The following is a 26,494-nucleotide window of genomic DNA, read 5'->3' as shown; positions in this document are numbered from 1 at the left end:
CTGTCCCTCCTAATAGAAGGAGTTTAGTTTTTTTGCAAAGCGCTTATCCAGCTCATGGCGATAGGAGTATATTTTATTCACATATTTCACATTTTTCCCCCCATAGTATTTCAGCAGCGCCCGTCCCAAATCTCCATTGGAAGAACTGAGATAACATGAAAATATATATGTTCCCACTAAAATGTTATTTTTAGGTTTCATCATTTCTGTGAGGGTCCTAATATGGGAGAATGCCTTTCCGATGTTATGCCTGTGCACTTTCCAATTGATCTGCATGAGGCCATAGGCTACCCGGGATTTTGCGCTGTCTCGCACTCTTGATTCTTTGATAATTATTGCCGCTATGAGAAATGGGTCAACACCGAAAGTATGGGCTGCTTCTAAAACATAGTGCGCGTAGCTTTCAGCCCGTTCTGACTCAAGATGTTTGTTCTTTTCCTGAAAAAACTCAGCAATGGCTTCTTTGCGAACTTGATGTTCCGCCTCTTTCTGCCGTCTTTTCTGAACGACAACGGTTCTCTCCTTTTCTCTTTGGAAATTTTCATGGTGGGCGTGTATTTCAGAAGGAAGGGTCAGATATTGCCCCTCAGCCCAGGAAGGAGATGCCCCTCTTACTTCCATACAGAAAAGTGTAAGAGCGAGAAAGAAAGTTACCCTCAGGAAACGCCAAGCCATTATCAACTCCCCTTTCCTCTTTAAGCCTTTATTCAAAGGTCTTAAAGGTTCAAGTTGAACCTTGTTTTTATAGGCCGTAATTAGATTTAATGATTGGAGGTATTTTAATTGATATTCAAAATCTTATCAACCGTCATCATGCCAAGTCCTTCTGTGAAGGATCCCGTACACGGGCGGTACCACAAAGAGCGCGAGGGTTCCTCCAGCGAGTAGACCCCCTATTACTACAATGGCCATAGGGGCGCGGTAAGGGCCTCCTGCCCCCTCTCCTAAAGCCAACGGAATCATGGCAATAATAGATGTCAAATCAGCCATAACGATAGGGCGCAATCGCACAGAGCAGGCTTCACGAATTGCTTCTCTGGGAGAAACCCCTTCTTTTCTCTTTTTTTCAGCGTAATCTATGATTACAATGGCATTGTTCACCACAAGGCCTACAAGCATAACTACACCAAGCAAACCATAGAGAGAAATAGCAGTGTTTGTGATGTACAGAAACGGGAGAACACCAATTGCGGAAAGAGGCAAGGTGACCATAATAATAAAGGCATAGATGTAGGATTCAAGGATAGCGGCAATCATCAGGAAAGTGAGTACAATAGCCATGGCAAAAGCCACAAAAAGGTAATAAAAATTTTCTTTAATATCTTCTACCTCGCCTGCATAGGAAAAACGATAGCCTCTGGGTAAGGTTACTTCTTTGAGTTTTACCTGTATTTCTTCAAAAGCGGAACCTACACTTCGACCGTTCACATCCCCTTCTATGGTAATAGCACGTGTCCGATCAGAACGGAGAATACTTGTTGGGCCCACTCCGTGAGTAAACTCTGACATTGATGAAAGAGGAACGAAACCTGCGGACGTAGCAACAGGAAATTCCTCCACATCGCTCATTTGGGATATGTGGCCGGGATCAAGGAGGGTCAAAATATCATATTCCCTTCCTTCTAATCTAAAAACACCTGCTTTTTTCCCTGTAATATAGTTGCGCACCGTATCGGCAACATCTTTTACTGAAACCCCTAAAATCCCCAGGCGCCAAGGTTCCGGGATAACTTGAAATTCAGGACGTCCCAACCGCCAGTTTGTATCTACATCAACTACTCCCCGGACACTTCGCATTGTAGCAACAACTTGACTGGCAATTTTATTGAGTTCTTCGATGTTTTCCCCTGAAACAAGAATCTGGATCGGTTTGCCAGGAGACCCTCCGCCACTTACAGAGGCTGTGATACTCGCGTTTACATCTGGAATCATTTTGAAATATTCCCGCAGCTGCTCAGCTAAAGCAAAGGAAGTGGGGCGCCTTGGATCGTCAGAAAGGATGATTCTGAGGCGGCTTTGATTCACTCCTACATCTGCTCGACTGCCTCCCACCGCTACTTCTATTGCCGCCACTCCAGGTAAAGAGCGAACATGTTTCTCCACAGCTTCCGTCACTTCTTCTGTGTAAGAGAGAGACGAAGCAGAAGATAGTTCCATGGATATTTCCATGAGTCCGCGATCAACCCGAGGAATAAATTCTGTTCCCAACATAGGAAGAAGAAAGAGAGATGCTATAAAAGCAAAAAGGAAGAGAGCAAGGGTCAGATAACGGCTATCAATAGCTTTCCTTACAAGAATATCATGGGCTTTATCAAACTTATCGTACATCCACGACCACCAGGCTGTTGCTTTCTGACTGAAAACTGAAGGTTTTGAACCATATCTGATTCGCGCCGCAACCATAGGAGTTAACGTCATGGCCACCCAAAGTGAAAAAATTGTAGCAAAGACAATAGTCAAAGCGAAATCACGCAAAAACTGTCCCGCTATGCCTTTCATGAAAACTACAGGGATAAACACTCCTAAATTTGTAGCCGTGGTAGAAAAAACAGAAAGGGCAATATCTGCCGTCCCCTTTTCAGATGCTTCAAAAGGTCCTTCTCCCATTTCCCTGTACCGATAGATATTCTCAAGAACTAGAATAGAGTTGTTAACGAGAATTCCGACAGAAATGGCAATGCCGAGAGTGCTCATCATATTCATCGTTATGCCTGAGACAAACATGGGAATAAATGTTGAGATAATCGCAGTGGGCATTGCCACAGCAACAACAAAGGTGAGAGAAATGCGTTGCAAAAACAGGAAAAGAACGAGGCCCGTAAGAAGAATACCCACGACCATGTCGCGAAAAACATTTCGTATTGATTCTCTGACAAAAGTTGAGATGTCATCTGTAATTGTAACTTCAAACCCCTCTGGCAAAAGAAGTTTAATATCTTCCAGTTCTTCTTTGATTCTATCGCTCACTTCAACAATATTGCTTCCTGGAGTGGCAATGCAATCGAGAAGGATAGCCTCTTTTCCCTCATATCTAGCGTACCCTCTTCTCTCTTCCGTGGTATCTGCCACTTTGCCGATGTCACCAAGACGTATGGAAGTGGATCCATGCAGCGGAATTCGTATATTCTCCAGCTCTAAGGGGTCTTCCACTTCTCCTAGAACGCGGACGGAGAGCTCTTTACGTCCCTGAACTATGTGGCCCGAAGGATCATTGAAATTATTTCTTTGCAAAACCTGAATAATCTTGTCTGGAGAGATCTGATATTGATGTAATTCCACCGGATCAAGATAAACATGGATCTCCCTTTTTAACCCGCCAATAATCTCAGCCCTTGCCAACCCTTGTAATTGGGTCAGTCTACGCTGAATTCTGTCTTCCACAATATCAAAAGCATATTCCGGGGGGAGATTTGATGAAATAGCGATAGTCATGAAGGGGAAGGCGTTAATATCAAATTTTTCCGTAATGGGATCCTTAGAATCTTCTGGCAAAGTTCCGCTTATTGCTTTTACGCGATTGGAAACATCCATAGTGGCTTCTGAAATATTGATATCATACTCAAATTCCACTACGACAAAGGAAATCCCTTCTAAAGAATAGCTGCGGATACGTTTGACTCCTTCAACCTGAGAAACAGCATCCTCTATTGGCTTGCTCACTAAAAGTTCAATTTCAGAGGGCCCTGCCCCTAAGTAGGTTGTCGTAACAGAGATGACCGGTATGTCTACGTCGGGAACAAGGGCTATCCCGAGATTTAAATAACTATACACTCCCAAGACAATAGCCATAAGGACGGTAACACTTGTAAATACTGGCCGACAAATAAATACTCGCAAAAATTTCATGCCAAACACCCCATGTACCTAGGGCTTTTGCCCTTTCTGAATGACCACTACCGTCGCTCCGTCATATACTCGGTCTACTCCCTCTCTAACTAACACTTCTCCTTCATCAAGCTCTCCACGAACCTCCAATAGGCCATCCTGACTCTTCCCTGGATTAATTTTTCTTCGAAAAGCCTTATCTTCGATAATGACAAAAACGTACGCTTCGTTTCTTTCCCTCCGTAACAAATCATCGGGAATTACAATAGCATTTCTTCTCGAATCCATACGAATCTGAACCTCTACAAAGGTACCGGGATAAAGATTCAGCGTGCGTTCGAGAGATATCACTCCTTTATACATTCCTGTTTCAGCCTGGGCCTCTGGGTCAATGCGCTTTATTACTCCTCGGGTTACTGTTTCACTATAAAGAACTCTGCAAGGAACGCCAACATCAATGTGGAGGGCATCGGAAGAAGCGATCATGACTTCCAGTTCCAGGTCCTCCAGACTGGCTAGACGGAAAAGTTCCATTCCAGGCTCCGCAATTTCCCCTACATGAATGTTCTTTGAGAGAACCACTCCCTTTGTCGACGAGCGGATCGCTGTTCGCTGGAATACTGTTCTCGCCTCTTGCAGACGGGCTTTTCTCTCATTAAGAAGGGCAACAGCCTGCTCTACTTCTTGTTTTGATATGCCGCCAGCCTGGTAAAGATGCTTCTTCCTTTCGAGATCTCGCCGGGCATTCTCGAACTCAGTCTGTTGAGAGGTCAATACCGATGTCTGAGTGACCTTCTCAAGCTCGCAGAGAATATCCCCTGGAATGACCATATCTCCCACATCTACATGGACAGATGACACAAACTCCCGAACATAGGCTGTTATAGACTGCTCCGAAGCAGCCTTGATCTTGCCATAATAGGTTTTCCAATAATCCCAGTAGGCTCGTTCCACTACATAGGAAGTAACAGGAATTCCAGCTGCCGCTATCTCTTCTTTCATAGAGGTCTGGCTTTTTTGCTCTTCTCTCTTCTGACTGAAGAAAAAAATACACCCTATTCCTAATAAAATGATAACAAGCAGAAGAAACATCACTTCTTTGCGTGTTTTCATGGCTGCCCCTCATTTTCATTGTCCTGTTTCGACAATCCTGCCGTGAGAGGACAATATAATCCTGCCGCTTTCTTTAGATTCGCCAATGCCTGATGCGTTTTCCGAACAGAAGCCAAAAACTCTGGACATAAAGGATGCTAGAAAGTATAATATTCTAATAATTTAAAATCTGTCAAGACGCAATACATGATACCCCGATATCTAAAACTGAAGGTTTCGAATTTGATTGACAAAACGAAAAACTTCTGCATAATAGTAAGATACAAGAAAGGGTAGTGAAGATGTGGCCCCCTTTTGAAGGAGGCCATTTTTTTATGCCCTATGAGAAACAGGAGGCACTTTTATATTCATGGAACAAAACAATTTTGAGCAATACGAGTTACGGGCAGAACTCCTAAAAGCCCTCGCGGAAAAGGGATTTTCAACACCAACCCCTGTGCAAGATCGGGTTCTGTCTGAAAAGATTTTTGAAAAGGATATTATTGTCAGAGCTAAGACGGGATCTGGGAAAACTCTCGCATTTCTTCTCCCTCTACTGCAAAAAATCACGGCGGGAGAAAGGGAATCTAAGGTTCTCATTCTTTCTCCTACAAGAGAACTCTCCCAGCAAATATGGAAAGAAGCCAAATGGTTTGGAAACTATATTAATGTATCTGCCGCCTCCCTCGTTGGTGGAATGGATATGTCTCAGCAGATACGCTCTCTTCGAGATGGTTCCGCCGTTGTAACGGGAACGCCTGGTCGTGTCCTTGACCATATCAGAAGGGGTACTCTTGATACGTCTGGCATAAAAATAGTCGTTCTCGACGAAGGGGATCATATGCTTGATCTGGGATTCAAGGAGGAGCTGGAAGCAATTCTAGATAGCCTTCCAAACTGTCAGAGAGTATGGCTTTTTTCAGCAACTATGCCGGCGGAAATTAAGAATCTGGCAAAACGATATCTTAAAACCCCTGTCTTTATTTCTCTTACAGAAGAAGGGGAGGCTCATGAGGATATTACTCATGAAGTATATTTGGTACCCACACGGCACAAGGAAGAAGGCCTTATTAATGTACTCTTGTGGGAAAAGCCCTCACGAGCTATTGTTTTTTGTCACACCAGGGCTGAAACGGTAGAGCTGACTCGACGGCTTCATGATGAGAACTTCCAGGCCATGTGCCTTCATGGAGAGATGAGCCAAAGGGAGAGGAATATGGCCCTCTCACAATTTAGAAGTGGACGGACTCCCCTCCTTGTAGCAACGAATGTTGCAGCCAGAGGTCTTGATGTGGAAGGGGTTTCTCATGTTATACAAATGGGATTGCCTGATAATCGTGAAACGTTTGTCCATAGGAGCGGCAGAACTGGACGAGCCGGGCATGAAGGGCGCAACCTGCTTGTCCTTTCTCCAAAAGAAGCAACGGGCTTCAAGAGCATGGTGAAAACATCCACCATTCCAATTACATGGAAGAATGTTCCTGATCCTAAAGATATCCGCAAGAAACAGCGCATTAGCTATGAAGAAAGAGTCTTTGCCGCTGAGCATTATGAAACCCCAGAGAATCTAGAGTGGGCAGATTCTCTGCTGGAGTGCAACGAGAGCAGAGCTATGATCGCTCGGCTTCTGGGATTGCTTTTCTCCAGAAAGAATGCCGGATACGAATTAACTGCCGATCTCGAACAAGATTTGAAACGGGGACGCACACCCCGAAGAAGCAGAAGCAAAGAAAGCGGAAGCGCGGGATCATCTCTTCAGACCACCATTAGGATCGAACGTGGCAGAGACCAGGGTTGGGATGTTGGCAAAATCTTGAGGGTCATTTGCTCCACGTTGAACATTGACAAGTCGGGAGTGGGTGCTATTCGTTTACAAAATGACCATGCCCAGGTGGAATTGCTCCCGTCTATAGAAAAAGATTTTGAGCGTTTTGGCCATCGTCTTATTGAACGAGGACTAATAACCGAAGGAAGAAAATCATATAAAGCGGTAGAAAAACGTGGGAAAAAGCCTTTCCGTCAGCGGAAGAAAAGATAATAAAAAAGCGGAGCCTTGAAAGCTCCGCTTTTCTTTATTATCTTCTTATTCTCTAATACCCTAAAACTACAGCTTCTGAACGTTGGCAGCCTGTGGCCCCTTTTCTCCTTGAGTAACATCGAAGGAAACTCTCTGATTCTCAGCCAATGTTTTAAAGCCGTCACCCATGATTGCACTATAATGGACAAAGACGTCTTTTCCCTCATCTGTCGTAATAAAACCATACCCCTTGCTATCGTTGAACCATTTCACTGTGCCCTGAGCCATAAAAAAGAATCCTCCTAATGAAGAATATGGAGCCGTCTATACAAACACGGCTCCTAGACGATACCTGATCGAGTAAATACTGTCAAGCAATATTTAAGATTTTGCGCTACTCAGCTGGGCTCTACTCCTATTCTTCCTGGCAAAACTCATCTATAGATATTTTCCCCTTTTGTTTCAGGAACAAATAACGCACATACAAAACTCAGAAGGACTGCCGCAAAACATGGGAATAACACCCGCTGAAATAAGAGAGGACCCTGAAGAAGGTTTCCATAACGATCAAGGATTTTTCCTAACAATGTTGTAAAAAGACCGATGGAAAGAAAACACGCCGTATTCATAAGGGAAATAGCAATACCTGTGAAGTTAGAAGGAGTTACTTCTCTAGCAAGAGCCCATGATACAACGTAACCTGTCGCAGTAAAGCCCATTATAAAAAAAAGAGGTTTGAGTATTGCAAGTGGCGGTTGACCTCCATTGTAAAAGACAAGGATTGCCCATGTTGCGACATTCAGGGAGGCAAGAAAAAGCATGGGCCATTTACGCCTCCCCATCCTATCTGAAAACCATCCTGAAAAAAGGCTGCCTACCATCAGCCCTATTAATATGACTGCAATATAAGAAGAAGCGCTAGTAGTAGGAAGACCATATACCGATTCCATATAAGCAACTCCCCAGGCACTTGTAAAAGACAGACTGGCTCCTTGATTGAAGGAAAAGAAAAAAATCACTGGCCACAGATGGCGCACACGCACCACTTGTTTAAATCCTTCTTTTAGGCTAATTTTCCCCCCAATGCTCTTGTCTGAAGATTCGTTGCGCTTCCTCTCTGATTCGTTAATAGAGGGGAACCCCATATCCTGAGGGCTATTGCGAACAAAAAGATAGCAAACACCAGCAAGGAAAACTGAAAAAACTCCTATGGCAGCAAACGTCGTCCGCCACGTAAGAAAAGCTACAGCTAAAGCAAGAGGTGTCTGGGCCAAAAGCCCCCCTCCATTACCAATAAGGGATGTCATTCCAGAGAGCGTTGCAAATTCTCGCTCACGAAACCATTGTGATTGAACTTTCAAAATAGAAACAAATACTGTGGCAACACCAATACCCACTAGGAAACGCCCCAAGAAAAGCACGGACGCAGTAGGGGCATACCCAAAAAATAGCGCTCCTACTCCAGCGATGAGGGTACCGACGGAAATAGTTATTCTTGCACCAAGAGAGTCTACCAGGAGGCCAACGGGGATTTGCATCATCATGTAGGCATAAAAGTAAAGGGATGCCAGGGTTCCAAAAGCCGCTCCGCTTAAACCGAAAGCTTCGACTAAATCGTTACGCACTACCCCAGCGGCAAGCCGATGAAAGAATACAACCACATAGGATAAGACCATTACTCCCCATACAATCCATCTGTAGCGTAAGCCTCTTTCCATCTCCTCATCTTTTCCCACATAAAGCACCTCCCTAACAACAAGCATCCCTTCTTTAATCTCTAAAAAACAGTACCATAGCATAAAGACAAGAATACTTCTAGCTTCTCATACATGATATAATTTCTGCCGCAGAATAGATAAAAAGGTGAAGAAAATGATTCAACTTGTAAATATTACTCATTTTTACGGGGAACAAGGGCTCTATAACTCTCTGAATTGGTCTATTACACACGGAAGTAAAACAGGCCTCATTGGGAGTAACGGCACTGGAAAAACAACTCTCTTTAAAATCATTATGGGACTGGTAGAACCCCGTGAAGGAAATGTTTACTTTCCCAAAGGCATCCGTATTGGGTATCTCTCCCAGGATCTCGTAGAGATAGAAGACACAGTCCTCCTTCACTATCTTAAAAAACAGGCCGGGATAGCCCTTGTGGAAAAAGAGCTGAGAGCTACAGAAGAGGATATAGCCAGAGCTGCTAAAAACGAGGAAGAGTATCATTCTTTGCTCAAAAGGCATGATCACCTCTCACATCGTTATGAACAGCTAGGGGGTTACGAATTTGCCGCCATGGCACAAAAGGTAATGAAGGGGCTTGGCTTCTCTGATGGCGATGGCCAGAGGTACACAAGTACGTTTTCAGGGGGCTGGAAAATGCGTATTTCTCTAGCAGCCATGCTACTTTCTTCACCTGATATCCTTCTGCTCGATGAGCCCACCAACCACCTCGACACTGAAAGCATGGAGTGGCTTGAGGATTGGCTTTTAAATTTTAATGGCACTCTCATCGCCATTTCTCACGACAGACATTTTCTCGACAAAATCTGCACATCAACTGCGGAGCTTTCACAAGGCGCCATCTCTCTGTATAAAGGGAATTTTTCGTGGTTTCTGGAAGAAAAGGCCCGGCGAAACGAAGAAAGAGAACGTATAGCCCGTAAACAACGTACCGAAATGGATAAAAACCTCGCTTTCATCGAACGTTTCCGATATAAGGCAACAAAAGCGACACAAGTTCAGAGCCGTATTAAAAAACTCGAAAGGATGAGCCTTGTAGACACTGATAGCTCAGAAAAGGCGGTCGCTATCCATTTTCCCCAATGCCCTAGAAGCGGCCAAGAAGTTATTTCTGTCAAGGATGTCAAAAAAACATATGGTGACAACCTCATTTTCAAGGACATTTCTTTTTCTGTCCACAGAGGAGAAAAAATCGCTCTCGTCGGCGTGAACGGTGCCGGGAAATCTACTCTTTCAAGACTCATCAGTCAGTCAGAAGTTCCTACAGAGGGAAATATTTCTTACGGCTATAATGTAAAGATGGGTTTTTTCTCCCAGGAAAGCGCTCAAAACCTCAACTACAATCGAACTATCTGGGAGGAAATTTCCAATACTGGCTATCTCGGAACAGATACAGAAAAGAGAGGTCTTCTTGGAGCTTTTCTTTTTTCCGGTGATGATATTTATAAATTAATATCTGTTCTGTCCGGTGGAGAAAAATCCCGGGTAGCTCTCCTTAAGCTTCTTCTGGAAGAAACAAACCTGCTCATTCTTGACGAGCCGACGAACCACCTTGATATGCGAACTCGAGATATATTTCAGCAAGCATTAACAGAATATCATGGTACTATTATTATCGTATCTCATGATCGGTATTTCCTCGACAAACTTGTATCACGAGTTATTGAGATACGGGAAGGGAAAATTCTTGAGTATCCAGGAAACTATTCTTATTTCATCCAGAAAAGAGCAGAAAGGCTCGAAACTGAAAAACTATCCCTCACCGAAGAATCCAGCAGAGAGAATGCTACTCCCTCTAAAAATGATGAAAAAGAAAGAAGGCGGCAAGAGGCCGAAGTAAGAAACCTTCTATACAGAGAAAAGCAGAAAATCATGAAAGATCTCACACCTCTGGAGACAATAATTGAAGAGCTGGAAGAAGAAAAGCTGCAGATTGAAACCTCTCTTTGCGACCCCTCATTTTTAGAAAACACTCTTGAGGTTCAGAAAATTATGATGCGGCATAACGAAATTATGGGGCTGCTCGTTACGTACATGAAAGAATGGGAAATGCTCATGGAACAAATTGAAACTGTGGAAGAAAAAGTGAAACAAAAGAGCTCATCATGAAAAAGGATCAAGACCCTTTTAAAAAATTAGCACCTTATTACGATCTTTTTATGATTAAAGCTGGTCTTTACAAAACAAATACCATACTTAAAATGGTTCCCCTTGAGCCGGAACAAAGAATACTGGATCTGGGAGGAGGAACCGGCTATTTAGCCCGCAAACTCCTCGGAGAAAAAAGGGAAATACACGTACTTGACACAAGCCCTCATATGACCCGCTTTTTACAAAATACTCCAGTTATAACTACACTTGGAGATGGACGAGCAACTCCCTACAAAGAAGATTTTTTTCATGGGGTTATTCTTTCAGACACCTATCATCACATAGAAGAGCAAAACATGTTGCTTCAGGAAATAGACAGAATACTTGCTCCCGGCGGTTTTTTGCTCATTCACGATTTTGACAAGAACTCAATTCTTACCGCATTGATAGGTTGCCTTGAAAAACTATTCATTTCTCCTGTGTTTTATACTACCCCCCAGCATCTTAAAGAAAAGATCTTAAAAAGGAACTACGTTCTTGACAAAGAAACCTATGGCTTGTACTGGTTTATCCACGTCTACAAAAAACTGACCCTTTAATGATAAAATGACTGTCGGTCTATTTAAATTAACTCTCTAGGAGGGTACTTTATGATGAAACGTTCCCTTATATGTCTTGTTTCAATCATACTTATATTCTTCTCAAATCCTCTTTGGGGGGGACAAGCGGAAATCATGACCCCTAGCCAAAGGCTCCAGCACCATTTCATAAAAGAACTGGACCCCGAAAAAATGACAATAATTTTTGACGAAGAACCAGATGAAAGTGGATATATCCGCGATATATATATGAATTTGGAAGGGGCCATCATTGGTGGTGTTCGAATTGACAATCTCTCTCTTCGAGCCATGGGTGTACAGCTCACCCCCATGAGAGACTGGGGAGAAAAAGGGCCGGAAGCAGACTACATTATGAACATTCTCGCTAAAGGCATTATTGATGAGGATGACATCAACAGGAACCTGATCCAAAAAGAGTTTGGAAACGATGATCACTGGCACAACATACAGTTGGACATCCATCCTGAAGGCATTTACGCCAAAGGATACTATCTTGTCCGCTTGTTATTCAAGCTTGACATCCTTATCGAAATAGAAAGCCGGCTCAAAATAGTGGATTTTCAGCAAATATGGCTTGATAACTATAAGGTTCGGGTTAACAGAGTGGATGTACCTGAGTTCATAACAGAAAAGGCTGTCTCTCAAATACAGCCCCTTTTGGACCTCAGCAAGTTCGTGTTTCCGTTGAAACTAACGTCAATCTCTTATAGTGACACATCTATAACTTTGTCAAGCGCTAAAGAACCTGAACCTTTTGAGGGGGTTGTTTACAAATATGAAAAAGAATCTTCAACTCCCATAGTTTGCTCAAACTCCGGTAAACAGTGAATGCCATAATGTACTGCGCCCCAGAGCCCATTATCGACATTTTTAAGCAACAACACCGGGATAGTGTTGAGAAAGGCGCTATGGGAAGAGGAAAAAGTGAATTCTTTCTTGAAAATATCGTTATCAACGATCCATGGATTGGAGATAGCCACGCCGCCAGAGATAAAAAGTCCTCTGGAAGGGGTTACGGTTAAAGCAAAATCCCTGCAGGCTCTGGCATAAAATGTAGCAAATAGCATGGCAGTAAGAGATGACGGACTTATCTTTTCCGCTACTTCCAGAGGGGTTAAAGAGTGTCCCGTTAAGAACTCATAAAGAAGGGACAGGCCTTTTCCGGAAACCACCATTTCTTTTGTGATGTAAGAGGCCGAAGTCCTTTTCCTGAGAAAAACCTCGAAAGACTGCTCTTCTTTGAGAAAAGCAAAGGTTGTGTGGCCCCCCTCAGATGGCAGGGGGGCATATTTCTGAAAAGCATATGGAACAAGCACGCCGCATCCTAGACCTGTTCCTGCCCCTATCACTGCAACATGTCCTTCCGGATCCATCTGTCCTTCATTGACTGTGAAATAGTCCCCCTTATGGAGGGTTAAGCAACCATAGGCTTGGGCAATAAAATCATTTACTACCAAAAGAGGGGCTTGACTATAAGCTCGTCGAAGAGAGGCTATTGGTATGGGCCAGGTCACATTGGTCAAAGCGATGTCATCTTGTTTTCTTACAGGGCCAGGAAGAGCAAGCACACTAAACAGCACTTCATCAAAGGAAAATCTGCCGTCTTCCATACGAATCTCTTCTAAAATTTCAAAGAAAGACGCATATCTGGCCGTTGCCTTTCGAATAATCTTTTCGAGAAAGACCTTCTTATCCCTTACGGAAAAAAGTGCAAAACGACTTGTAGTTCCGCCAATATCCGCAGTTAGAATATGCACTATCTCCCTCCTCACTGAGGAAAAAAACGAGCCAGGTAAACATTCAACCAGGCAATCAAAATAACAAAGAGAAAAACGAAACAGAGCAATTTCAACTTGTTTTTCATGGAATTGCCTTTTTTCGTTTCTCAGAAATAGCCCCTTCTATAAACCCCTTGAGACTGTTGTCAATAAAATACCTTTCTCTTCGTTGCATTTCAGTGGAGAACTCAAAAAACCCCTTGAGATTTGCATCCTTGTCCAAAACTATATCTATTAGTTCTTCCCGTGTTCCTGAATGTTTTTCTACAAAATTTCTCCATAATCTCATCTGTTCAAGAGCTTTCAACAAAAATCTCTTCCCATCCCGAACCCAACCATAATGGGCGTAACATAACATGGAGAAAGAGCTCTTTATCAAAAATTCAATGGACTCCTCAGCACTGTGAAAGAAAAAACGAGGCGGGGTTGCAGGGCGCATATAGAAAGTTTTCCCTTCTACATCTCCTATATACGTTCCTGCGGCTTCTCCCGCGAAAAGGATCGGGAAGTCTTCTTCCAAATCATAAAAAATCGCCTGATGGTGGGCAGCATGACCTGGGGTCATGAAAAATCTTACTCCTTCCACATCTCCAGGATCTGCAAAGGCATCTTCAGAAATAGCCTCCATCTCCCCATAGACTTCCACCATGTCCCGTAATGTTTCGAGACTTGCAGCCAGAAGCTTTGAAGGGTCTACAAGATGTTTGATGCCATTGGAAGGAGCAACTATTTTCGCTTTTGGAAAAGTGTCCATGAAATCTCCCATCCCTCCGGCATGATCCATATGAACATGAGTGAGCAGTACATAATCTATGGAAGGGGTTCCCAACTCTTCTAAAGCCCCATAGAGCCGGGGCAGAGTTGAGGCCGGGCCCGGATCGATCAAGAGGGTTCGATTTCTTGTCTGATCCCTAATAAGCCATGCCGATATGAATTTCTCAAAACCTGGACGTGCAATGGGCAGATCAATAAGATATAGAGAACCTCCCTCAAATTCCGCAGCGAGATGGGGGAACTTTGATTGGTAGAAACTGTGAATATTCAACATTATTTTTTCCTCCAAGAGCTTTCTTTTTAAACTAAAATTATGTATCTTCTTATACTCGACATGGTTTTGTACATTGCCTAGTGTAGAGAGAATTTAATAAGGCTGTCAAGAAAAAGTCCTCTTACATTCCTTGTATGAAAGGTATTAAAACGTTACCATTAGTATAGCGTAGTATAAAAAAATTTATTTGGAGGTGCTGCAGTGGAAACATCCCATCACTACGAGTTTGATCTCGAAAGATTTATGACGAGAGAAAAATTCGAACGAATTAAGGCTTTTGCGGCAGATAAGGAAACACCTTGCCTCATCATCGATCTTGATGTTATCGAGAAACAATATGATTCATTAAAGAAAGGCATGCCCTTTGCAAAAATCTACTATGCCGTAAAGGCTAATCCGCTCGATGACGTGGTGAAACTGCTCGTTGAAAAGGGAAGCTGTTTTGATATCGCATCGGTATACGAACTCAACCAGGTTCTAGCTCTCGGAGCCACACCAGACCGCATTAGTTACGGCAACACTATAAAGAAGGCTAAAGATATCGCCTACGCATACGAAAAAGGGGTTCGTCTTTTTGCTACCGACTCGGAAAGCGACTTATACAAGCTGGCAAAACATGCTCCCGGTTCAAAGGTCTTTTTTAGAATCCTAACAGACGGAAGCGGAGCCGACTGGCCCCTATCACGAAAATTTGGCGCCCATCCTGATACTCTCTACAAGCTTATTCTAATGTCTAAAGAGCTCGGCCTTGAACCCTATGGAGTTTCTTTTCACGTAGGGTCCCAGCAACGGGATTTAGGGCAGTGGGATCATGCTATTTCAACATGTAAATATCTTTTTGACTCTGTAGCTGAAAAAGGAATTCGCCTCAAGATGATCAACCTTGGCGGGGGATTTCCTTCTCAGTACATTTATCCTACAGTCGGGGCAGAAGTTTACGGAACAGAAATAACGCGATACCTAAAAGAAGATTTTGGAGAAAATTTGCCGGAAATCATTCTTGAACCTGGCCGATATATGGCAGGAGACGCAGGGGTCATGGTCACCGAAGTTGTTCTTATCTCAAGAAAGTCTGAATTTGGTCAATATCGGTGGATTTACCTTGATGCGGGAAAGTTCGGAGGACTTATTGAAACTCTTGATGAGTCCATTAAATATCCTATCTATGTAGAGAAAAAAGGGATAGTACAAGAAGCGATCATTGCAGGCCCCACATGCGATAGCATGGACATCCTCTACGAACAATACAAATATGAACTACCTCTGACCCTGGAAGAGGGAGACCGTGTTTACATCCTTACAACGGGGGCCTATACACAGAGTTATTCATCAGTGTATTTTAATGGATTTCCTCCCCTTGCGGCATATATTTTGCCACGGGAGGAATAAATAGCTAAAGCTAAAGGAGATGAGAAGCATTGGAACGTAGGGCGAAGCGATACAATGAACTCTGGGTGACAGAAGAACAAACTTCTAATATGAAGTTAAGTCTTCGTATCAATCAGATTTTGATAAACAAAAAATCAGAGTATCAGGATATTCTGCTTGTAGAAACATTTGAATATGGCCGGATGCTTATTCTTGATGGCGCCATTCAGATAGCCGAAAGAGACGAATTCTGCTACTCAGAAATGATGGCCCATATTGTTCTCTGTGCTCATCCCAGCCCTAAGCGAGTTCTTATTGTTGGCGGCGGCGATGGCGGTGTGCTTCGTGAAGTACTACGACATAAAGAGGTAGAAAAAGCTACTTTGATTGATATTGACAAAGAGGTAATTAATGCTTCTAAAAAATACCTCCCCACTATAAGCTGCGCTATGGACGATCCCAGGGCTGATGTTCAATCCATGGATGCTCTGGCCTATATAAGCTCTGTATCAAATGAATTTGATGTAGCTATTATAGATAGCACTGACCCTGTGGATTTTGCGGCAGGGCTATTTGAAGCTGATTTTTACAGCGATGTAAAAAGAGCATTGAAAGAGGACGGCATGATGTTGGCCCAGACAGAATCTCCTTTCTCTGACTCCAATGTCGTTGTGGGAGCTTTTCAGGAGATAAAAAAAGTCTACCCCATCACTTCCCTCTGCTGGGGAGCTATGCCAACTTATCCAACGGGAATATGGACCTATACAATCGGCTCAAAAAAACTGGATCCTTCTGTTCCTCGTTGCCCAGCTCCGGAAGGGACAAAATATTACACTACAGAAATACACAAGGCAGCATTTGTCCTTCCGCCTTTTTTAAAAAAACTACTTGATAAGGCATAAAAAACAACAGCCCCCGTTTTACTGCGGGGGCTGTTACATTATTGACTAAAAGGAAATAACGCCGATAGTGTTTAGGAAAATAATTACAAGAAGAGCTGGTGAAACATAACGAATTACGAAATTGAAAAAAGAAACGTACGTATCATTTTGAAGGCTTCCATGATTGGATAATTCACAAGCAACGTCATCTTTTTTAGCAAAATATCCCACAAAAATAGCGATGAGTAGACCGCCCAAAGGCATAATAATGTTTGAAGACAGATGGTCAAAGAAATCGAAGAAGCCCCGTCCCCATAGCTTATATCCACCAAGCAAGCTTGAGCTATCCACAGATAAGGCGGCTGTGACACCAACTAGGCCGATAAAGAGGCAATTAAGAAACGTTGCTTTTTTCCTCGAAATGTTAAACTCCTCGGTCCAGAAAGCCACGGGAACTTCCATAAGGGAGAGTAATGCCGTTGTTGCGGCAAAAGAAGTCAGAAGGAAAAAGGCTGCAAGTAAAAAAGCGCCCAGTGGCATTTTGGAAAAAACAAGAGGAATAGTCATGAAAAGCAGCCCTGGCCCCGCGGAAGGCTCCATCCCAAAAGAAAAAACGGTGGGAAATATGGCTATTCCCGCCAACATAGAGACAAGGGTATCAGAAAAGGCGATCTTGCCAGCGGTCTTAAACAGATGGACATCTTCTGTGAAATAAGAACCATAGGTAATCATAACTCCCATAGCCAGCGAAAGCTTAAAGAAAGCCAGCCCCAAAGCACTCAATACAACTGCAGGTGTAATCTGAGAGAAGTCTATATGAAACAGAAATCGAATGCCTTCCCCTGCTCCTGGCAACGTAAGAGCACGAATATCACAAATAATAATGAGCATAAAAAGCAATGGCATGAGGGTTTTTGTAATTCTTTCTATACCAGACCTGACCCCCATAGAGATTCCTGTCCCCACAACACAAAGAACTATCACCTGCCAAAAAATGGGAGAAAGAACATCTTTTGAAAAGAATGATTTACCGGCAGTCCCTACGCCTATAACCTGCCCAAAGAGTTCTTCTACCGTATTGGCCGTCACTGATGCGAAAGATCCGGTAAAAGCCTTGAAACAGTAAAAATAGACCCATCCAGCCACGCACGTATAGAAAAACATAATCAAGTATGACGCCAAAACTCCCATTACTCCAATTCCTTTCCAGGCAGAACCAGGCTTAAGGCTTTCAAAAGCTCCAACTGCGTTGCGGCGAGTATAGCGTCCTACATACCACTCACAGAGCAAAACTGGAATTCCTACGAAAAGGACACAAATGAAATAAACAAATAAAAAAGCTCCACCACCGTTAGCACCTGTTAAATAGGGGAATTTCCAGATATTACCCAATCCAACTGCAGAACCCAGTGCGGCTAAAAAAACAGCCAGCCCAGACGAAAAACCTTCTCTGGGCGATGTTGATTTTTCCACTTTTACCACTCCCTTGAAATGATGATGTCAGGCAAAGCGCCATAATAAAACGTATTCATAATAAAAGTCCTTGTATACTGCGTACTTAGCCGCAAAAAGGAAATTGTATCGAATTTTAAATCATGGGTTCTTCTGAGTCAACATCTAAAAAGCTTTCTTTGACATTCCCCTAAAGATTTATCATACTTGCAGAGTAAACTTTTGAGTAATGAGGTGAACTGCTTATGGGAATAATGAGGGCAGGCGGCCCTATAATGTGGGTTATATTCGTTCTTTCTATAATCGCTTTGGGAGTCTTTATTGAGCGAGTACTGTTTTTTCGACGGTCTTCAACTGATCCAGAAAAGCTTGAACTGGCGCTTAGCGAGGCCCTTTATGAAAATGACGCTGAGAAAGCAACTCAAATAGCAAAGTCTGGAGATTCTTCTCTTCACCGTCTTTTTATTGCTGCTGTAGCTCACTGGCAAGTTGATACAGAAGCATTCAAACTTCTTCTCGAACAACAGATTCGAAGAGAGCTCTTCCGATGGATAAAGGGGCTTACTCTCCTGGGCACTATTTCCCGAGTGGCTCCCCTCCTGGGGCTGTTGGGAACGGTACTAGGCATGGTAGAAATCTTTCGCGGCCTTCCTCAGGCAAGCCAATCCCCCATGATCGCCCTTTCCGGAGGAATATGGCAGGCCCTTTTAACGACCGTTGCGGGACTGAGCATTGCCGTACCAACAGTATTGGCTTATACATATCTAAATGCCAAGATCGATGATCAGGAGGAAACCCTCTACCGGGGGGCTGATTTTTTAATAAGGGAAAAGCTTACGGCAGGAACGAAAGCTCCTCACGGAAAGGACAAATAATAATGGCCTCCCGTCCCACGCGAAGCAAACTCCCAGAGATTGACATAACACCTCTTGTTGACATTCTATTTATCCTTATCATCTTTTTCGTGCTGACGACTACTTTTGGCCAAAGCCAGCTGCAGGTTCAACTTCCGCAAGGCAAGGCGGATGCTCTAGAATCAGATCAGGACATCTATATTACCCTTAAAATCGATGGCACCCTTCTCTGGGAGAATGAGCCCATATCTGAAGAGAAACTTGCTCTTCGAGCTATAGAGGCAGAAAAAAACAACAGGACCATTCTATTGGCTGCTGACCGTGAGGTCCCTTATGGAACTGTTGCCGCCTTTTTAAGCCGCCTCCATGAAAAAGGGCTCATACAAATAGCCCTTATGCTACAGGAGGAGTAATAATTGAAGCGTTTCATGCTCCCCTTTATTTGCAGTTTTTTTCTTCATATATGCTTATTGATAGGCCTCTCAGTGCTCGCCACAGGGGCAACTGCGCCCTTTGCCCCTCCTCAAAAGACAATGACCCTTAGGCTGGTAAGTGTCCCCTTTCCAAAGTCCGAAAGACCTAAAGACAATAGCAGTCTTTACGATACACCCAGGGAAAACTACAAAGAAGAAACAAAGCCGACTCAAAAAACAGAAACAAAAATAAAGGAAGAAAAACCAGCAAAATCTATTCCTAAAGCAAAAACAAAACCGTCAGAACTCTCAGAAAAAAAAGATGTTTCTCAGAAAAAAACTACTACTCAGCGCCAGACGCCTGTAAAACAAAAATCAGCAAATGTGCTTAATGCCGCTGCCAACGAAACTCAAGGTTCAACAGCGAAAAAAATGAGTATGAATAAAAGTAGAGCGCCCCTTCCTCAGCATCAGGAAAGCAATCTCGCCATCGAACCAGTTGACGTGGCATCTCTTTCTATAAAGAAGAGGGAAAAGCCGCTCTATCCCCTATTAAGCCGGCGGAAGGGGGAAGAGGGAAAGGGCATATTTATAGCTATTGTAGAGAAAGGAAAGGTTATAACAATAGAAACGGAACAAAGCTGCGGTTATGACCGTTTAGATAAAGCTGCCTATCGCGCCCTTAAGACGTGGCTTTTCTCTGAAGATTTCACAGGAAAAGTTCGCATCCCTGTTATTTTTTCCTTAAAAGATTGAAAACTAAAGATAATACGAAAGAAGGGCGAGAGCTTCCTCTAGAGAAGCTGCATGAGCTACTTGCCCACTGGGAAAGGAAAGAACCCACAAAGGGTCAGGGTCTACGGTTACTTTTATAGAGGCATGCCATGATTGAATACTTCTTTCTAATTCTGAAAGGAGTTTATACCCCTTTCTTTCCAGAGCCCTGCCTGTCCATATGACCGCAACAGGATCTCCCTCGATCCATATACCCATACCTGGCGTTTCCTTTAACTTCCATCCGCCTTTTTCTTTGTCAAATCTGATGGTTTCTGATGAGAATACTTCCTCTATAACGCCGGACAGCACCAGATCCTCCGGAATCCCAACAGTAAAAGAATGACTGGGGGACATGACCCAGATGCGATCAGCAAAACGCAAGGCTAAATCTATGTCGTGCACCGACATAAGAACTCCTTTGTTCATCTTCCAGGCATACTGCCTCAAAAGAGAAAGAAGTTCCACTTTTCGGGGCAAATCAAGAAATGCCGTAGGCTCGTCAAGGAGCAAAATAGGGGTATCCTGGGCAAGGGCCCTCGCTATAAGGACACGTTGACTTTCTCCATCGCTCAGCTTTGCAAAATCGCGCCCTGACAAATGCCAGGCATTCACCTCTACAAGAGCCTTCTCCACTGCTTTTATATCCCTGTCTTCAAGTTCTCCCTTCCAGTTTGTATAGGGGTGCCGTCCAAGGGCGACTAATTCAAAGACAGAGAAACCCTGGATCGCGGGCCGGCCAGATATGACGAAACTCAGCAATTGTGCCCGCTTCTTATGAGAAAGTTCTGCCAGAGAAGATTCCAAAACCCTTATTTCCCCACCTAAAGGGTTTTGGGTTCCTGCCAGGGTTTTCAGCAATGTTGTTTTACCAACACCGTTGGGACCAATAAGACAAACCAACTCTCCTTCATAAAGGGATGTTGCGATAGGACCAGCGACAAGAGTTGTTCCTTTTTTCGGACCATACCCTATAGAGAGGTCTTGGGTTGCGAGTAGGGGCCGCTTCAAACTCATGATACTTTTGCTCCATATGGGCTTCGAAGTATAACCCAGACAACAACAGGAGCCCCCACAAGGGACGTAACGGCATTAAGAGGCAATACAAGAGCACTTCCAGGCAAATGGGCAAAAAAATCTGCGGCAAGGGCGAGGACTCCCCCACTTAGAGCACTGGCAGGAATAAGAAGACGATGATCCCCGCTTTTCAAGAAGTGTCTGCATAAATGGGGAACTGCCATTCCAAGAAAAGCAATGGGACCGCAGAAGGCAGTTACGGTTCCAGCAAGAATGGCTGTAACAAAAACCAATGCCAGGCGTATATGGCGTACAGATACTCCCATAGTTGAAGCATAAGATTCCCCTAGCAAAAGGGCATTCAACGGTTTGGCGAGAAAAAACATCGCCATTACACCTGACAAAGAAACTGGCACGAAAAGAGAGAGCTGTTGCCATGTTACGGAAGAAAAACTACCGAAACTCCATAAAACAAACTGTTGTATTTGTTCAGGGGAGCTAAAATGAATCAAAACGCTCACAAGGGCGCTAACACCGTACCCGAACATAAGACCTAATATTAAAAGTGTTATGTTATTTTTGAGCCGTCCTGCAATACCTATCATTACGAAAAGGACAAGAGAACTTCCAAGCCATGAAGATGCCGCTAGGCCTAAGCTTGCTAAAGCCCCGGTAAGGAGGGTCGCTAATGCTACGCCTAAACTGGCTCCCGCGTTGATGCCAAGGACAAATGGGCCAGCAAGGGGATTCTGAAAAAGGGTCTGCATTCCCAACCCGGCTACAGATAATGCGCTGCCTGCTGCCAGGGAAGTAAGAATACGGGGCAGACGTAATTCAAGAACAATAATCCTCCACCCATTTTCTATACCACCATGGTTAAAGATCACATTCCATAGCTCGTAAAAAGGGATAGAAACCGACCCTAAAGAAAGGGACAAAGCAGCAAAAAAAATTCCCAGAAAAGACACTGCTATAAAAAAAATGAAAGGATAGCGTCTCATTTGCCTGTTCCCTCCTCTAAGAGACGATAGAAATAAAGCTCATGATTTGGAAGCAGGGTTGGATGGAAAATAGAGATAAGATCTGCAAGTATCAGATCAGGACGCATGACGCCCTGTTGGTAATAGTCGTTAGCTCCTGCCCCATTAATCCTGGCATTATTATTGTAAACTTTTTTCTCTCGAAAAGGGCGAAATGCTGTATAACGGGAATCCTGCCCCCTCCCCTCGTCAAGGTTCCGCCAGGTCGTGGGGTTAATCCAAAAATCGCTATTCAGCGCCCGTTCCAGCACCTTTTCAAAATCTATGGGGATACTCCCGGGAAGATCCACTTCCGACCACAAATATTCACCGCCAGCATCTCGGATGAGAAGGGCAGGCCAGCTTCGCCCCCCTGAAACATACCACATACCGCCTATAGCTGCGTTAACCATAACAGTGGGGCGGGCCTCTGCCTTATTTGCAAGCTCTTTCAGGCAATTATATCGCTCTGATACTCCTCTAAAAAAAATCTCAGCTTTTTTTTCTTCTCCTAGAAAAAGCGCAACGAACTTGATCCACTCTGCCATGCCAAGGGGCGTTTCTTCCAGATAATCAGAGGCAATGACAATAGGAACTCCTAGCGCGGCCAATCTTTCTGCTGCTTCTTTTTCCGTTGCAGTGTAGGTATAGACAAACACTACATCCGGCTGGAGGGAAAGAATCTTCTCAACGTCGATACGAAGCCCTGATCCGGCATCTGATGCCACATCGAGGAGGTTCAAGTTTCTGATGTCCTCGGAATAAACATAGCGCTTCCCCCCCACACCAACGAGAGAACTCTTATCCGTAAGTCTTTCTATAAAAGGAAGCATCGTCATGGAAGTCGTAATAATCCGCTTGACTGGTATATATATGACCGGCAAATCCTTATGGGCTTCAGGCACAGATCCTCCCTTTGACAACAATAGATAGGACTGGGAATCCGCGGCATCTGAGCACGGTCTGTCTACTGTAACCACATAATAACCATTTCCGCACTCTACTCTGAAGCCATGGGCATATTGCAAAGAAACTTCTGGAAAGGGATGGGGAGATCCCCACACAGAAGGGGTAATGACGAAAAAAAATAAAAATAAGAGAGAAATTCTTTTTATCATATTTATCCTCACACTCAGGGCCTTCAAAAAAGATTTTACTATACGGTTTACATCGGCTGTAAATCAAAAAACACTTGACTAGCAATCAATTATGGCTATGATATCTGATAAAATCAAATAAGAAAGTCTGTTTTCCGGTATAGGGAATCTGGTGCAAAGCCAGAACGGCCCCGCCACTGTAACAGCGACGAACTCGCAAAGCCACTGGAATTTCCGGGAAGGCGCGAGGGAGGATGAACTGGAGTCAGGAGACCGATCGGAAAGCTTGGTGGTTCATTATCATGCGAGGGCGTGATATGATAACTCTTCTTTTTGCCCTTCTGTGTGGCGAGGAAAGGTTGTCGTATCAATCCTTTCCTCGCCACTTATTTTTTATTTCATTTAGGAGGGACTACAGTGATTCAGAAAAAGAGACTCATCATGTTGTCTATGGTTTTGTTGCTAGCATTTTTTGCAACAAGCGCAACAGGGACAGAAAAAGTCTACGAGGTTCCTGAGGAACTAGTAACGGGAAGCCGTTTGGCTACAAGTCTGGAAGAAGTGCCCGCGCCAACCTACGTTATTACCCGCGGCCAGATAGATCAAAGCGGCTCAAAGGATCTGGCAACTGTTCTTGAAAAGCATGTACCAGGAATGTTTGTAAAGCAAAAATCTGGCTTTTCAAACGCTTCTCAGGTTACAATCCGTGGTTTTTTAACGGAAATACTGGTTCTCGTTGACGGTATCCCTTATTACAGATCCTCTCATGGCGCTGGAGCTGCAACCGTTGATTTCAGAAGCTTTCCGATCAGCAATATCGAGGAGATACACGTTGTAAAAGGTGCGGGTTCTGCTGTTTACGGTTCTATGGCTGCGGGAGGCGTTATTAACATCATTACCAAGAAAGGCGCTCAGGGCGGCTTTTTGGAAGGAGAAATCGGCCCTAATGACTGGCGACGCTATGCTATTCAAGGAAATGCCGCTGATAACGGTCTAAATGCGGGACTCTGGTACTCTCGAAAAGAAGAAGGCAGACACCGTCTTTTAAAAGATACGTTCTCCATGGAAGATTTTTATGCTCTTAAGTATCGAGAGGACGCTTACGGTTTCACTTTTAGCGGGAAAAACTGGTTTTTAAAAAGTGAAATCGGAGAATATAAAAATGAATATGAAACTCCCGGCTGGTTTACACCCGTGGATATAAATAGTGAAAAGGGGCAATATCAAAGATACGCCCTCCGCTATGCCGGCAGCAATTACTACATTCTTATGGGATACGATGACCAGCGATATTATATTTTGCAAAATCCTGATAATTACTATAAGGATCGGGCTTTCACCACAGAATTCGCAAAACAGAAACAATGGGGAGAAACTTTGGCTTCATGGGGACTGTTTTTTAGAAGAGAAGAATCAACATTCCGTGGTTCCTCTTTTGATCCGGAAGTGGAACAGAACCGAACAAATTACGCTCCCTTCGCAGAGTTTTCCCGCCCCATCGGCGATTTTATAGGAACCCTTGGGCTAAGATACGAAATCTGGCGCCAGGATGATGCGGAAAACCACAATGAGCTCATGCCTAAATTGACCCTTCAGTACCCTCTGGACAATGGAAGCACATGGTATCTGTCTGCGGGACGTTTCTTCGCCATGCCAAGCATTTACGAACTCTACGCCAAAGGGCCGTGGGGAACTGTTGGAAATCCAAACCTCAAGCCAGAAAAGGGTTGGAGCTATGACCTCGGCATAAAAGGGGCTGACCACTCCGGCAGCTGGAACCTTGGACTTTTTTACTCCGACATGGAAGACAAGATTATTTGGCGAAACAGCACCTACGAAAACGTTGATCAGTTCAAATCCTATGGATTGGAAGCCTTAAGGAGATGGGACATCACGTCGAAGTGGACTCTGAGCCTTAGCGGCACCTGGATGAAGGCTCAGGAAAAATCAAATGACGAATGGGTTAACAGCTACGGGTTCCCCGAATGGCTTTTAAAAACTTCTGCTGAATATCATTCTGGTCCATGGACTGCCGGGGTCGATTTCTCTTATCTGGCTAACCGCAACGGCTACCCCTCCGGCGATGATTATTTCCAGACCGATGTTTTTGCGGAGTGGCGCTCTGGAGATCATACCCTTCGCCTAAGCTGCTACAATCTCTTCGATGAAGAATTTATGTACGATTCCGCTGGCTGGGAATATTACGGCCCTGAACGAAGTATTTACATCACATGGAAGTATAGTTTTTAAAGAAAAATTAAAGATAAAGAGGGGCGGCTAAAAAATGCCGCCCCTCTTTATCCATTCTTTTATCAGGCTCGCTCAATAATAATAGGGTCCCCATTCTTCACTGTTTTTAAAATTTCCAGGTTTCCTTTGATCTTTCCCACAACTGTCACTGCGCTGGCTGGCCTGATTTCGTCCCCTTTACTGGCAGGAGTTGGACCAAAAAAAATGCAGAATGCACTTCCAGTAGGCCAAAAAGCGATGTCCCCGGCTTCTACTACCTCTTTTCCATCCTCTAAGTCTGCAATAAGGGGGATCATGAAATAAATTTCTTCTCCCCACGTGTTTGCCCTACTTTTTATAGGTAATATTTTTAAGATACGAGAAGCAGTCACAGAATTATTTAAGGCAGCGTTGATTTCAATTTCTCCTGTTCGAATTCGTATGTCCATCACCCATCGGCTCCTTCCCTTTTCTCTGTTCTTGTTCCTGGCATAACCGGCACAAAACGGCAATAATCATGCCACGTATCGATCCATTGATTTTTCTTTTTTAACAAAACTACCAAACGCTGTAACCCAACATCCACACTCAATGGCACTACAAGACGCCCTCCTATTGAAAGTTGATCCCTCCATGCCTCTTCTACTCTATCTGCCGCCGCTGTTACAATAATTCCATTATAGGGAGCTTCCTGGGCATACCCCTCCCTGCCGTCAGCAGTAACAACAACTACTTCATAACCAGCTTTACTTAACACATTTCTCGCCTTTTTTGCAAGAGATGAAATGCGTTCTATTGAGAAAACTTTTGCTCCAATCTCAGCTAAAACTGCAGCCTGGTAACCGGATCCTGTTCCTATTTCGAGAATCTTCATACCTGGAGAAACCTGAAGAAGCTCTGTCATTAATGCCACCATGTAAGGCTGTGAAATAGTCTGACTTTCCCCAATTGGAAGAGGTGCGTCAACATAGGCAAGGGACTGATACTCTTCGGCAACAAAAAGATGCCTTGGAACCTTCTTCATAGCCTGAAGAACTCTTTCATCCTCCACCCCTCTGCTCTCTATTTGGGTTTTTACCATTAGCCACGCAAAGTCTTGCCATTTTTCCAAATCCATATTGCACCCCCTGCCATACTTGAAGCTATATAATACCTATGAAAGAAAGGTACTATATTCTCGAG

The 26,494-nt window shown here is 43.9% G+C and carries 23 protein-coding genes and 1 riboswitch; of the genes, 10 read left to right on the top strand and 13 right to left on the bottom strand.

Annotated elements, in window-relative coordinates; genetic code table 11:
* Window positions 1–9 precede the first annotated feature (9 nt).
* The 3 genes from AMICO_RS01790 to AMICO_RS01780 all read right to left on the bottom strand — a co-directional run bounded on the left by AMICO_RS01790 (window position 10) and on the right by AMICO_RS01780 (window position 4,938).
* Window positions 10–675, bottom strand: a complete 666-nt coding sequence (locus AMICO_RS01790) for a transglycosylase SLT domain-containing protein (protein ID WP_013047762.1) — start codon at window positions 673–675, stop codon at window positions 10–12.
* A 126-nt stretch (window positions 676–801) separates the two neighbouring features.
* On the bottom strand, window positions 802–3,846 hold the full coding sequence (locus AMICO_RS01785) for an efflux RND transporter permease subunit (protein WP_041459306.1): 3,045 nt from the start codon (window positions 3,844–3,846) through the stop codon (window positions 802–804).
* An 18-nt stretch (window positions 3,847–3,864) separates the two neighbouring features.
* Window positions 3,865–4,938 carry an efflux RND transporter periplasmic adaptor subunit gene (locus AMICO_RS01780; protein WP_013047760.1) on the bottom strand — a complete coding sequence of 358 codons (1,074 nt, stop codon included), beginning with the start codon at window positions 4,936–4,938 and terminating at the stop codon, window positions 3,865–3,867.
* Window positions 4,939–5,287: 349 nt separating this feature from the next.
* Here AMICO_RS01780 and AMICO_RS01775 point away from each other — a divergent pair, with 349 nt between their 5' ends.
* A complete protein-coding gene (locus AMICO_RS01775; RefSeq protein WP_013047759.1) occupies window positions 5,288–6,955 on the top strand; it encodes a DEAD/DEAH box helicase in 1,668 nt (555 codons plus the stop codon).
* Window positions 6,956–7,021: 66 nt separating this feature from the next.
* On the opposite strand, the gene AMICO_RS01770 is transcribed toward AMICO_RS01775, so the two are convergent.
* Both AMICO_RS01770 and AMICO_RS01765 read right to left on the bottom strand, forming a co-directional pair.
* A complete protein-coding gene (locus tag AMICO_RS01770) occupies window positions 7,022–7,222 on the bottom strand; it encodes a cold-shock protein (protein ID WP_013047758.1) in 201 nt (66 codons plus the stop codon).
* Between the two features lie 146 nt (window positions 7,223–7,368).
* Window positions 7,369–8,670, bottom strand: coding sequence for an MFS transporter (locus AMICO_RS01765; protein WP_169302787.1), 1,302 nt, complete (start codon window positions 8,668–8,670; stop codon window positions 7,369–7,371).
* A gap of 136 nt (window positions 8,671–8,806) precedes the next feature.
* On the opposite strand from AMICO_RS01765, the gene AMICO_RS01760 reads away from it, so the two are divergent.
* Genes AMICO_RS01760 through AMICO_RS01750 form a run of 3 tightly spaced genes read left to right on the top strand, consistent with a single transcriptional unit; the run spans window position 8,807 to window position 12,210 of the window.
* A complete protein-coding gene (locus AMICO_RS01760) occupies window positions 8,807–10,780 on the top strand; it encodes an ABC transporter ATP-binding protein (protein ID WP_013047756.1) in 1,974 nt (657 codons plus the stop codon).
* On the top strand, window positions 10,777–11,361 hold the full coding sequence (locus tag AMICO_RS01755) for a class I SAM-dependent methyltransferase (RefSeq protein ID WP_013047755.1): 585 nt from the start codon (window positions 10,777–10,779) through the stop codon (window positions 11,359–11,361). The genes AMICO_RS01760 and AMICO_RS01755 overlap by 4 nt, the downstream gene beginning before the upstream one ends.
* Before the next feature lie 51 nt (window positions 11,362–11,412).
* On the top strand, window positions 11,413–12,210 hold the full coding sequence (locus AMICO_RS01750; protein WP_013047754.1) for an LmeA family phospholipid-binding protein: 798 nt from the start codon (window positions 11,413–11,415) through the stop codon (window positions 12,208–12,210).
* Here AMICO_RS01750 and AMICO_RS01745 read toward each other — a convergent pair.
* Window positions 12,150–13,139, bottom strand: coding sequence for a glucokinase (locus AMICO_RS01745; protein ID WP_013047753.1), 990 nt, complete (start codon window positions 13,137–13,139; stop codon window positions 12,150–12,152). The two genes, AMICO_RS01750 and AMICO_RS01745, sit on opposite strands and share 61 nt — an antisense overlap.
* A 103-nt stretch (window positions 13,140–13,242) precedes the next feature.
* Entirely contained in the window at window positions 13,243–14,208 is a 966-nt protein-coding gene (locus AMICO_RS01740) for an MBL fold metallo-hydrolase (protein WP_013047752.1), read from the bottom strand.
* A 201-nt stretch (window positions 14,209–14,409) separates the two neighbouring features.
* Between AMICO_RS01740 and AMICO_RS01735 the strand changes: the two genes are divergently transcribed.
* A complete protein-coding gene (locus AMICO_RS01735; RefSeq protein WP_013047751.1) occupies window positions 14,410–15,597 on the top strand; it encodes a type III PLP-dependent enzyme in 1,188 nt (395 codons plus the stop codon).
* A gap of 29 nt (window positions 15,598–15,626) precedes the next feature.
* Complete coding sequence (speE, locus tag AMICO_RS01730) at window positions 15,627–16,478, top strand: polyamine aminopropyltransferase (RefSeq protein WP_013047750.1); 852 nt, start codon at window positions 15,627–15,629, stop codon at window positions 16,476–16,478.
* Window positions 16,479–16,523: 45 nt separating this feature from the next.
* Here the strand turns inward: speE and AMICO_RS01725 are convergent, their stop codons facing one another.
* Window positions 16,524–17,930, bottom strand: a complete 1,407-nt coding sequence (locus AMICO_RS01725; protein ID WP_013047749.1) for a sodium-dependent transporter — start codon at window positions 17,928–17,930, stop codon at window positions 16,524–16,526.
* Window positions 17,931–18,154: 224 nt separating this feature from the next.
* Here AMICO_RS01725 and AMICO_RS01720 point away from each other — a divergent pair, with 224 nt between their 5' ends.
* The 3 genes from AMICO_RS01720 to AMICO_RS01710 are packed head-to-tail and all read left to right on the top strand — an operon-like array spanning window position 18,155 to window position 19,932.
* Window positions 18,155–18,784: a MotA/TolQ/ExbB proton channel family protein gene (locus AMICO_RS01720; protein ID WP_013047748.1), complete on the top strand. Its 630-nt coding sequence runs from the start codon at window positions 18,155–18,157 to the stop codon at window positions 18,782–18,784.
* A 2-nt stretch (window positions 18,785–18,786) separates the two neighbouring features.
* The gene (locus AMICO_RS01715) at window positions 18,787–19,176 is read left to right on the top strand and encodes an ExbD/TolR family protein (protein WP_013047747.1); all 390 of its coding nucleotides are present in this window, start codon (window positions 18,787–18,789) and stop codon (window positions 19,174–19,176) included.
* 3 nt (window positions 19,177–19,179) lie between these two features.
* Window positions 19,180–19,932 (top strand): energy transducer TonB, encoded by a 753-nt coding sequence (locus tag AMICO_RS01710; protein ID WP_013047746.1) that lies wholly within the window; start codon window positions 19,180–19,182, stop codon window positions 19,930–19,932.
* A gap of 3 nt (window positions 19,933–19,935) precedes the next feature.
* Here AMICO_RS01710 and AMICO_RS01705 read toward each other — a convergent pair whose 3' ends face one another.
* The 3 genes from AMICO_RS01705 to AMICO_RS01695 are packed head-to-tail and all read right to left on the bottom strand — an operon-like array spanning window position 19,936 to window position 23,104.
* Window positions 19,936–20,967 (bottom strand): ABC transporter ATP-binding protein, encoded by a 1,032-nt coding sequence (locus AMICO_RS01705; protein ID WP_013047745.1) that lies wholly within the window; start codon window positions 20,965–20,967, stop codon window positions 19,936–19,938.
* Window positions 20,964–21,968, bottom strand: coding sequence for an iron chelate uptake ABC transporter family permease subunit (locus tag AMICO_RS01700; protein ID WP_013047744.1), 1,005 nt, complete (start codon window positions 21,966–21,968; stop codon window positions 20,964–20,966). The genes AMICO_RS01705 and AMICO_RS01700 overlap by 4 nt, the downstream gene beginning before the upstream one ends.
* Window positions 21,965–23,104, bottom strand: coding sequence for an ABC transporter substrate-binding protein (locus tag AMICO_RS01695; protein ID WP_013047743.1), 1,140 nt, complete (start codon window positions 23,102–23,104; stop codon window positions 21,965–21,967). The genes AMICO_RS01700 and AMICO_RS01695 overlap by 4 nt, the downstream gene beginning before the upstream one ends.
* Window positions 23,105–23,222: 118 nt before the next feature.
* Window positions 23,223–23,379: riboswitch (cobalamin riboswitch) on the top strand.
* A gap of 121 nt (window positions 23,380–23,500) precedes the next feature.
* On the opposite strand from AMICO_RS01695, the gene AMICO_RS01690 reads away from it, so the two are divergent.
* Window positions 23,501–25,333: a TonB-dependent receptor plug domain-containing protein gene (locus AMICO_RS01690; RefSeq protein ID WP_013047742.1), complete on the top strand. Its 1,833-nt coding sequence runs from the start codon at window positions 23,501–23,503 to the stop codon at window positions 25,331–25,333.
* A gap of 62 nt (window positions 25,334–25,395) precedes the next feature.
* Here the strand turns inward: AMICO_RS01690 and AMICO_RS01685 are convergent, their stop codons facing one another.
* Both AMICO_RS01685 and AMICO_RS01680 read right to left on the bottom strand, forming a co-directional pair.
* Window positions 25,396–25,761: a cyclophilin-like fold protein gene (locus tag AMICO_RS01685; RefSeq protein WP_013047741.1), complete on the bottom strand. Its 366-nt coding sequence runs from the start codon at window positions 25,759–25,761 to the stop codon at window positions 25,396–25,398.
* Complete coding sequence (locus AMICO_RS01680; protein WP_013047740.1) at window positions 25,761–26,429, bottom strand: protein-L-isoaspartate(D-aspartate) O-methyltransferase; 669 nt, start codon at window positions 26,427–26,429, stop codon at window positions 25,761–25,763. Before AMICO_RS01680 ends, AMICO_RS01685 begins: the two co-directional genes overlap by 1 nt.
* Between the last annotated feature and the right edge of the window lie 65 nt (window positions 26,430–26,494).

Source organism: Aminobacterium colombiense DSM 12261 (genome assembly GCF_000025885.1).
In the GTDB taxonomy this organism is placed as follows: domain Bacteria; phylum Synergistota; class Synergistia; order Synergistales; family Aminobacteriaceae; genus Aminobacterium; species Aminobacterium colombiense.
Note: the sequence above shows the minus strand (reverse complement) of the source record. Positions and strands in the feature narration are given on the sequence as shown.